We start from the raw sequence: 8889 nt of genomic DNA on the forward strand, positions 1-8889 counted from the left end.
AATTTTTGCAATCTGTGTTCCAAAAACTTGAAACTTGAAACCTGAAACAAAAAAACTATGAAAAACTGGAATCCCATTACAACAGAACAACAAGTAAAAGATATTGTTGCAAAATCAAATGAAAAACCTCAAATTATTTTTAAAGATAGTGTGACTTGTGGTATTAGTGCTTATGCTAAAGAACGCTTGGTTAATGGAAATGATGTATTGATTGCTAAAGCCGATTTCAATTATTTGGATTTGCTTTCATACCGAAGTGTTTCTAATTTTATTGCTGAGGAACTGAGCGTGATTCACCAATCGCCACAAATTATTGTTTTGAAAGATGGGGAAGTAGTGTATCGTGTTTCGCATCATAGTATTCAGGCGGATGAGATTGCGAAGTACTTGTAATAACAAATACTTTTTTTATGATGTCAATTTTTGGTGTCTTTTTGATTGTTCTTAATTTTTTATAAATAGAAAATCCGCATTAATTACTCTTTAAAATTAAAGAATTATTATTGAATTAAAGTAAATACTGATAATTTAACATTTAAAAATGTGAATTATAAAAAAAGTTGCTTAAATTTGATAATGTCCCCCATCTAAATTAATCTTCTATTTCGGAGAATCTATACGCAACAAATCTTTTAGGTATGATTAAAAAAGAAACTGAGGAAGACGAGCTTCTTAAGAAGATTAAAGAAATTTCCGATTACAAATACGCATTAGATGAATCGTCAATACTTGCAATTACTGATCAGAAAGGAATAATTCATCATGTAAACGATAACTTTTGCAGGATATCAAAGTATTCACGTGAAGAACTTTTAGGAAAAGATCATCGCATTATCAATTCTGGGTATCATCCGAAATCGTATATTAAAAGCCTTTGGACGACTATTGCACGTGGTAAAATTTGGAAGGGAGAACTTAAAAATAGAGCAAAAGATGGGTCGGCCTATTGGGTTGATACTACGATAGTTCCTTTTTTAAATGAAGATGGAAAGCCTTATCAATACGTAGCTATTCGTTCTGATATTACAGAACGGAAACGAGGAGAAGAAGAGTTGCTTAAAAAGATAAAAGAAATTTCTGATTACAAATATGCTTTAGACGAATCTTCCATAGTTGCTATTACAAATCAAAAAGGAATTATAACCCACGTAAATGATAATTTTTGTAAAATATCTAAGTATAGTCGCGAAGAATTAATAGGAAAAGATCATCGTATAATTAATTCATCTCATCATCCAAAAGAGTTTATTAAAGATTTGTGGACTACAATTGCTAATGGAAAAGTTTGGAAGGGAGAGCTTAAAAATAAAGCTAAAGATGGATCTGCTTATTGGGTAGATACTACCATAGTTCCTTTTTTAAATGAACGAGGAAAACCTTATCAATATGTTGCCATTCGTTCCGATATTTCAGAGCGAAAAAGGGGAGAAGAAAGAATTGCTAAAATATTGCTCGATATTGAACATCAAAACACACAATTGGTTGACTTTTGCAATATTGTTTCTCACAATCTTAGATCGCCATTAATTAATATCTCTATGTTAATCGAATTTTTGGAAACATGTGATGAGGAAGAAGAAAGAACTAAAATACTAAGTAAATTAAAACCTGTTGTAAATCATCTTAACACTATTTTTGACGAATTAGTAGAATCATTACAAATTAAACAAGATTCGGAAATTGATTTAGCACCAGTTGATTTAATGAAAACTATTAATACTATTTTAATGGTTTTTGAGACCCAAATTAATCAGTGCAACGCTAATGTAAAAGTTGATTTAGAAGAAACAATTGTAACATATTCTCAAAAATATGCCGACAGTATTTTAACGAATTTAGTAAGTAATGCATTAAAGTATAAATCGCCTAACCGATTGCTTACTTTGGATGTTAAAACCTACTACGACGATAAAGGTTTGGTTTTGTCGGTTGCAGATAATGGTTTAGGAATTGATTTAAACAGACACAAAGATAACATGTTCAAAATTCGAAAAGTATTTCACGTACATCCAGATTCTCGTGGTTTTGGGTTGTTTATTACAAAAACACAAGTAGAAGCTATGGGCGGAGAAATTTGGGTAGAAAGCATTCCAGACATAGGAAGTACATTTTTTATAAGATTAAAAAACAATATGATATGAAAAAAGTAGATATTATAGCTTTAATTGATGATGATCCAGCTTTTGTATTTATAACTGAGAAAATTATTGAAATGACAAATCATTTTAATGAAGTTAAGGTGTTTGAAAATGGGTTAAATGCTTTAAATTATTTAAAGGAAAATTTAAAAAATAGTCAACACTTGCCTGATATAATTTTCTTGGATTTATCCATGCCTATTATGGACGGATGGCAATTTTTGGAAGAATATGCTTTATTAAATATTAAAAACAAAAGTAAAATAACGGTTTACATTTGTTCTTCTTCTATATCTCCTTATGATATTACAAGAGCAAAAAATATTAGTGAAGTTGAAGATTTTATTATAAAACCAATAACAAAAGAGAAATTAAAAGAGATTGTAAGTGCATTTTAAAATTGTTTTCGTTTACATTTTGAATAGTATATTTTTGGTAGTTAGAAATCTAGCTACTACTGTGGTGTTGTAATATTATTAAAGGATTTATTAAATTAGCTACCAACACTTTTTGAATAGTGAAAAGTTATAATCAAAAGACTTTTTTACAGTGATATCCTTCTTAATTGAATAAAATTTCTTAATAATGCAAAGTAAACCCCATCGCTTTGGCTAAGGTGTAATGCTTTTCGAATAATTCTTCCACAATATCGGTTACGTCATCATATTCTTGGCATAACGCGAAGAACGGGTTGTCGATAATGGTGCTAAGGATAGGAGCAGGGTTGCGATAGCCTGAAATGGAAATAGCTCCCGTGACATCTAAGAAATATTGAGCGGTTTCGGAATCTAAGTCTAGTTGAAGGGTATTGGCAAAATGGATGCGTTTGTTGGTGAGTTTGCCTTCGAAGAACTCGGCTATTTCTTCTAAGCTGTATAAATAATTATCGATGATAATGTTGTTGTCTCTTCCTTGGAATACTAAATAAATGATTTCGTAATCATGGAAGTTTCGGTCTTCGTAAAGCAGTGTACTTAGACTTTCTTCTAATCCTTCAATGCTGTCACAGGTTTGGTAAACGTTGGTGATGTTGTATTGCAGCGCTAGTTTTTCTAAAGAGGGTAGGATGATGCTGGATGTTTGTGAAGTGAGATCGGAAACGCTTTCTAGGCAGTATAGTTTGGATTGCATTGTTTTTTCTTTTTACAAAAATAAGTGGTTTTTTTGAATGTTGATTTTATTTAAACGCAAAGAGCTTAAAGGTTTTTCGCAAAGGACGCTAGGGCGTTGCGCTTTTATGGGAACGCGGATGAAACGGGTCCGCCAAGGCGGAGCGCTGATGGTGGCGGATTTTATTTAAACACATAGGTACATAGTTTTTACACAGAGTTGCGCGAAGTTTTTTTGAAGCGGATTGTGTTGAGAGAGCTACTCTGAGCGTTATACTTAGTATATCAACATTAGATTACACGTATCGTTTGTCATGCTGTTAAGCATCTCTTGAACTAATGGTATTCTTTGGCACGCGGATGAAACTGATTTACTTGCGCAAAGCGCTGATGATGGCGGATTTTAAGAACACAAAGTATTACTAAGTTTTGCACAGAGTCACACAGAGTTTTTTTTTGAATTGTATAGCGTTGAGAGAGATACACAGAGGCGTTTCACTTGGTATAGTTACCATAAGACTATACACACAGTTTGTCATGCTGTTAAGCATCTCTTGAACCACGATGATTATGAAAATAAATGGTACAAATGATTACTTTGACTTTGTTCTTGCGCTTGTTCTTGATTTTTTCTTAAAATTTTAGTTTTATTTATTTACTGACATTCAAATGGTTGTGAAAGAGGTTAGGAGGAAAGTGTGTTTTTTTTACTTTTTTCTTTTGAAAACGTTTGCAGAAATAAAAAATCGTTCTATATTTGCACTCGCAATACGGAAGTAGCGCACGACTTATTGGAGAAATGGCAGAGTGGTCGAATGCGGCAGTCTTGAAAACTGTTGACTGTAACAGGTCCGGGGGTTCGAATCCCTCTTTCTCCGCTTAAAAAAATCCTAAATGGTGTCAAAACCCTGTAAATCTTATGATTTACGGGGTTTTTTGCTTTTGCACATATACCAAATTATTCATCGAATCTTATCGCTAAAGGGACTAAATCGAGACCCTAGAAAAAACTAGAAATCTAGGGTCTCGCTAAAATCCCTTAACCCTTGCAAACACTGAGTTTAAAGATGAATTAAATAGCTAGTTCACTCATTAAACATCTTGTTTGACTTGGATTGAGAATATAAATTGATAAATAATTAATCAGTCAGTAAAATGAAAGCGAAAGTAAACCTGCATTTCTATGCAAAATCTTCAAAGGCTAATGCCAAAGGGCAATTTCCAATTTATGTCCGTCTAACTGTAAATGGAATCAGAACAGAATTCAGTACTAAAAAGTTTATAGAACCTAACCGATGGCTGTCAGAAGCATGTAAGATGAAAGGCACTACAGAGGAAGCCCGTTCAATAAATGGTTATCTTGATGTAATAAAATCTAAAGTATTAGATATTCAAATGGAACTAATTCACAAGAATCAAGAATTGAGTATTGAAAACTTTAAGGAATTGCTTTTTGGTTCTGATGAAAAACAACGCATGCTTGTTCCTATTTTTCAAGATCATAACAATAAGATAAAAGAATTGGTAGGAAAAGAATATGCTCCAGGAACTTTAGAGCGTTATACTACTTCTTTAAAGCATACAATTGAGTTTTTGGAATGGAAATATAGCATTTCAGATATTGAGATTTCTAAAATAAATCATGCTTTTATTACTGATTATGAATTCTATTTAAGAAGTGTTAGAAATTGCTCTAATAATACCGCTGTAAAATACATTAAGAACTTTAGTAAAATAATTAAAATCTGTTTGGCCAATGATTGGTTAGAGAAAAACCCATTTGCCAATTATAAAGCAAAAGTTAAAGAAGTTGAACGTGTGTATTTGACTGAAGAAGAAGTTCAAGAAATAATAGAAAAGGACTTAAAAAACGATAGGCTTTCACTTGTTCGTGATATATTCCTTTTTAGCTGTTTTACTGGCTTGGCTTATATTGATGTGAAGAACTTAACCAAATCACATATAAGCATCGGTATTGACGGAGAGAGATGGATTTTTACCCATCGCCAGAAAACAGAAAGTGCTTCAAAGATTCCGATTCTTCCAGTAACACAAATGGTAATTGACAAATACGAAAATCATCCGCAATGTGTTGGAGAAGATAAGTTACTTCCTATTCTATCAAATCAAAAAATGAATGCTTATTTAAAAGAAATTGCTGGCATCTGTAAAATTGATAAAGAATTGACTTTTCACATTGCTAGACATACTTTTGCAACAACTGTAACGCTTACAAATGGTGTACCTATTGAAAGCGTGAGTAAAATGCTAGGACATAAAAATTTAAGAACTACGCAACATTATGCTAAAGTGTTAGATAGGAAAGTTAGCGATGATATGAAAATATTGAAAGATAAATTTAAAACTATTGGAATAAATGTTGCTATTAATAAATCAAGTTGATTTCTATATTTTATTAAATCAAGTCAACTCTATTTTCAGACAATTCGAGATTTAGCAAACAATTTGGTTCGATGTTTTTTACCCCACTCTCTCAAAGCAATAATTACGTCATCTAACGACTTACCATAATCTGAAAGACTATACTCAACCGTGGCAGGTATGGTATCATGAACTGTTCGAATAACAAGTTGGTTTACTTCCAAATCTCTTAGTTCTTTTGATAACATTCTGGGAGTAATTCCCTCAACATCTCTTTCTAATTCTTTAAATCGTTTATTACCAAACGACAATGCTATCAAAATAGGTAGCTTCCATTTGCCGTTAATAATATCTAACACATCTCGCACTGGACGTATGTATTCAACACATTCTTTTGATGTCTTCATGGCTTTTTAATTTTTACTATACCAAAGTATATTAGTATACAAAAGTATAGTAGTTACTATTGTATAGCAAAGGTAATTATCTTTGTGTTATTATTAAAATAGAAATCAAAAATATGAAAGTATTAGTTTACGGAGCCACAGGCTCACAACAATTCCCAGTGATTAAGGCACTTCAAAACAAAGGTGCAAAAGTAATAGCGACAACACATCTCGCTGACAAATTGGAATTACTAGAACAAAATGGAGCGACTGCTGTTTTAGCAGATATGGCTGATGCAAACCGTTTAATAGAAATTACTCAAGGAGTAGATGCAATATCCTTTTTAGTGCCATTCTTTCTTGCAAATCCCAACGAAGGTTTTAATTATGCTAAAAATGCGATTGATGCTGCAATTGCAAATAATGTGAAATTATTGGTTTGGAATTCAAGCGGATTTATTTTGCCCGTAAAAATTGGTAATCCCTCAATGGATTATAGAATTGACATTGCCAATTATTTAAAAGAAACTGGTTTGCCGCATATTATTATCCAACCATCTGTTTATGCCGAAAATCTTTTGGGTCCTTGGACAGTGCCTTTTGTCGTAAATGAGAAAAAAGTGGCCTATCCTACACCCGAAGAAATGCCTATAGGTTGGATTGCTACAAAAGATGTGGCTTCATTTGTGGCAGAAGCTATTTTTAAACCAGAGTTAGCTGGTGAAAGCTTATTAGTTAGTGGTATTGAAAATCTTACAGGGAAACAATTAGCAGAAAAGTTTTCAATTGGCTTAAACGAAACTATCGGTTATTACCCAATGCCACCAAAAGATTTTGGTCAGCTTTTAGATGGTCTATTTGGAGCTGGAGCTGGTAAAGGTGCAGAGACAATGTATCAAGAAATTGCAGATACTAAAAATTATCCTGTAATGCATTCATCTCAAATACATGAAGTGTTGAAAAAGTTACCTATTCAAATGACAAATATCGAAGAATGGGTGGCTCAAAATAAATCTTCATTTACAAAAAATGTCTAAAATTAAATTATTGAGTATGGCAACAATAATGCTTGTTGCCTGCTCTTTTCAACCCAAGAAAAAAGAGATGGAAAAAGTAAAGATAATTTACGTGTACGATGCTATTTGTGGCTGGTGTTTTGGTTTTAGTCCTACTATGGCAAAACTTAAAACCTACTACCAGGACAAAATTGATTTTGAAGTGGTTAGTGGTGGTCTAAAATTAGGAAAAGGTGCAGGACCAATTGATGTGGTGGCTCCTTATATAAAGACTTCATACACTGATGTAGAAAGCACTTGTGGTGTAAAATTTGGCGATGCTTTCGTTAACGAAACATTAAAAAAAGGAACAATGGTTTTAAATTCATTGCCTCCTGCCATAGCCCTAAGCATTATGAAAGAAAAATATCCTGACAAATCCCTTGAATTTGCTGGACTACTTCACAAAATGTATTACGTTGACGGAATTGAGCCAGAAAACTACGAAGCTTATGGTATTTATGCGGCAAAACTTGGATATGACAAAACAGATTTCAACAAGAAAATGATGGATAGTGTATATATTAAGAAAGCTTATCAAGAATTTGAATATGCAGAAGAACTTGAAGCCTTTAGCTTTCCCACTGTTCTAATAGAAATCGATGGTAAGAAGGAAATTTTATTTCAAGGATTCGTAACATTTGACAGAGCAAAAAAATTGATTGATAGCAAGATTTTAGTAAAGGACTCACTAAAACATTAATAAAGCTTGTATGCTTAAAACAGCTTTTATATTTACTACAATACCTTACTTTACAATTTAAATCTATAAAACTATGATAAATCATTCTTTAAACTTCAATAAAAAGGCATTTTTTAAAGCCATTATACCTGCATATGTTTTACTATTGATAACACTAAGATGGAAAGGCTGCTATAACTTCAATTTCAATTAAAAACTCGGGAAACGCAAGCCTTACAACTTCAATCCATGCTGAAGATGCAGGAAGACTCTTTCCTTGGTAGAAATTCGCTCTAGTCTGTAGTCCTTCTTTTTTAAATCTCTCTAAATCAGTTGAAAATATGGCTTCTTTTACAACATTATCAAAAGTTAGTCCAAATGCCTCAAGAGATAGACGAATATCTTCATATATATATATTGTACTTGTACTTGCATATCATTTTCTGCTCTCGGTTTTCCTTCATCGTCAATACTGACAGTTCCTGATACATAAAGTAAATTACCTACTTTAACTGCCTGAGCATAACCGTATGATTTTTCGAAACCTTTGAGGTGAAAAATCTCTTTCAAATTTGTTTTTTCCATCATTTTAATTTTCATTAGATTAAATTACTGGACAAAACTATGGTGAGCTAATGACGCATAAAATGGAAAAATTTACATTTTGATGGATAAACTTGCATTCGATACTCTATAATTTCTTGGCGATACTCCGGTATACTTTTTAAAATAACGGCTAAAATAATATTGGTCTTCAAATCCTAAATTAAAAGCAATCTCTTTAACTGATAACTTACTATCCGTCAGCATTTTTTTTGCGTTTTCAATTATTTTGTCACTTACTAACTTACAAGTACTTTTCCCCGAATTATTTTTCACAATTTTATTTAAACTTCTTGCAGATACTTTCATCAACTGAGAGTATTCCTTTATGCAGTAAAATTTATTATAATTTTCTTCTAATAATCTTAAGAAACCCAAGTATTCTTTGGACTCAATGCTACCACCATTATGACTAGCGTTAACCTCGTTAATGAATGAAACAATCATATTCTTAAGTTGATTGGATTGATCCTTTGAAAATGGTTTTTCCAACAATTTTCGAAGTTGATTTTCTAATTCGTTTAAATCAATGTC

The 8889-nt window shown here is 32.2% G+C and carries 11 protein-coding genes and 1 tRNA gene; 7 read left to right on the forward strand and 5 right to left on the reverse strand.

Translation table 11 applies throughout. The annotated features are described in order from the left end of the window. Positions 1–57: 57 nt before the first annotated feature. From ytxJ to L6Q46_RS01875, 3 genes are all read left to right on the forward strand, one after another. A complete protein-coding gene (ytxJ, locus tag L6Q46_RS01865) occupies positions 58–393 on the forward strand; it encodes a bacillithiol system redox-active protein YtxJ (RefSeq protein ID WP_291282858.1) in 336 nt (111 codons plus the stop codon). Between the two features lie 245 nt (positions 394–638). Then, positions 639–2141, forward strand: a complete 1503-nt coding sequence (locus tag L6Q46_RS01870) for a PAS domain-containing sensor histidine kinase (protein ID WP_291282859.1) — start codon at positions 639–641, stop codon at positions 2139–2141. Next, complete coding sequence (locus L6Q46_RS01875) at positions 2138–2536, forward strand: response regulator (RefSeq protein WP_291282860.1); 399 nt, start codon at positions 2138–2140, stop codon at positions 2534–2536. The genes L6Q46_RS01870 and L6Q46_RS01875 overlap by 4 nt, the downstream gene beginning before the upstream one ends. A gap of 181 nt (positions 2537–2717) precedes the next feature. Here the strand turns inward: L6Q46_RS01875 and L6Q46_RS01880 are convergent, their stop codons facing one another. After that, positions 2718–3269: a DUF6642 family protein gene (locus L6Q46_RS01880; protein ID WP_291282861.1), complete on the reverse strand. Its 552-nt coding sequence runs from the start codon at positions 3267–3269 to the stop codon at positions 2718–2720. Positions 3270–4040: 771 nt separating this feature from the next. On the opposite strand from L6Q46_RS01880, the gene L6Q46_RS01885 reads away from it, so the two are divergent. Both L6Q46_RS01885 and L6Q46_RS01890 read left to right on the forward strand, forming a co-directional pair. Continuing rightward, positions 4041–4125, forward strand: a tRNA-Ser gene (locus L6Q46_RS01885). Between the two features lie 277 nt (positions 4126–4402). Further along, entirely contained in the window at positions 4403–5650 is a 1248-nt protein-coding gene (locus tag L6Q46_RS01890; RefSeq protein ID WP_291282862.1) for a site-specific integrase, read from the forward strand. Between the two features lie 35 nt (positions 5651–5685). On the opposite strand, the gene L6Q46_RS01895 is transcribed toward L6Q46_RS01890, so the two are convergent. Continuing rightward, on the reverse strand, positions 5686–6036 hold the full coding sequence (locus L6Q46_RS01895; protein ID WP_291282863.1) for a helix-turn-helix domain-containing protein: 351 nt from the start codon (positions 6034–6036) through the stop codon (positions 5686–5688). Between the two features lie 113 nt (positions 6037–6149). On the opposite strand from L6Q46_RS01895, the gene L6Q46_RS01900 reads away from it, so the two are divergent. Next, positions 6150–7052 (forward strand): NmrA family NAD(P)-binding protein, encoded by a 903-nt coding sequence (locus L6Q46_RS01900; protein WP_291282864.1) that lies wholly within the window; start codon positions 6150–6152, stop codon positions 7050–7052. 16 nt (positions 7053–7068) lie between these two features. After that, the gene (locus L6Q46_RS01905) at positions 7069–7773 is read left to right on the forward strand and encodes a DsbA family protein (RefSeq protein WP_291282865.1); all 705 of its coding nucleotides are present in this window, start codon (positions 7069–7071) and stop codon (positions 7771–7773) included. Positions 7774–7927: 154 nt separating this feature from the next. Here L6Q46_RS01905 and L6Q46_RS13995 read toward each other — a convergent pair whose 3' ends face one another. From L6Q46_RS13995 to L6Q46_RS01915, 3 genes are all read right to left on the reverse strand, one after another. Continuing rightward, positions 7928–8170, reverse strand: a complete 243-nt coding sequence (locus L6Q46_RS13995) for a Rid family hydrolase (RefSeq protein WP_363315822.1) — start codon at positions 8168–8170, stop codon at positions 7928–7930. Next, positions 8122–8340 (reverse strand): hypothetical protein, encoded by a 219-nt coding sequence (locus tag L6Q46_RS01910; RefSeq protein ID WP_291282866.1) that lies wholly within the window; start codon positions 8338–8340, stop codon positions 8122–8124. Before L6Q46_RS01910 ends, L6Q46_RS13995 begins: the two co-directional genes overlap by 49 nt. Positions 8341–8409: 69 nt before the next feature. Beyond that, a partial coding sequence (locus tag L6Q46_RS01915) for an AraC family transcriptional regulator (RefSeq protein ID WP_291282867.1) occupies positions 8410–8889 on the reverse strand: 480 nt, incomplete at its 5' end.

It is taken from the genome of Flavobacterium sp. (assembly GCF_023151265.1).
Lineage (GTDB): Bacteria > Bacteroidota > Bacteroidia > Flavobacteriales > Flavobacteriaceae > Flavobacterium.

Coding starts and splice junctions, on each gene's coding strand:
- ytxJ (WP_291282858.1), top strand. CDS start 58: ATGAAAAACTGGAATCCCATTACAACAGAACAACAAGTAAAAGATATT.
- L6Q46_RS01870 (WP_291282859.1), top strand. CDS start 639: ATGATTAAAAAAGAAACTGAGGAAGACGAGCTTCTTAAGAAGATTAAA.
- L6Q46_RS01875 (WP_291282860.1), top strand. CDS start 2,138: ATGAAAAAAGTAGATATTATAGCTTTAATTGATGATGATCCAGCTTTT.
- L6Q46_RS01880 (WP_291282861.1), bottom strand. CDS start 3,269: ATGCAATCCAAACTATACTGCCTAGAAAGCGTTTCCGATCTCACTTCA.
- L6Q46_RS01890 (WP_291282862.1), top strand. CDS start 4,403: ATGAAAGCGAAAGTAAACCTGCATTTCTATGCAAAATCTTCAAAGGCT.
- L6Q46_RS01895 (WP_291282863.1), bottom strand. CDS start 6,036: ATGAAGACATCAAAAGAATGTGTTGAATACATACGTCCAGTGCGAGAT.
- L6Q46_RS01900 (WP_291282864.1), top strand. CDS start 6,150: ATGAAAGTATTAGTTTACGGAGCCACAGGCTCACAACAATTCCCAGTG.
- L6Q46_RS01905 (WP_291282865.1), top strand. CDS start 7,069: ATGGCAACAATAATGCTTGTTGCCTGCTCTTTTCAACCCAAGAAAAAA.
- L6Q46_RS01910 (WP_291282866.1), bottom strand. CDS start 8,340: ATGATGGAAAAAACAAATTTGAAAGAGATTTTTCACCTCAAAGGTTTC.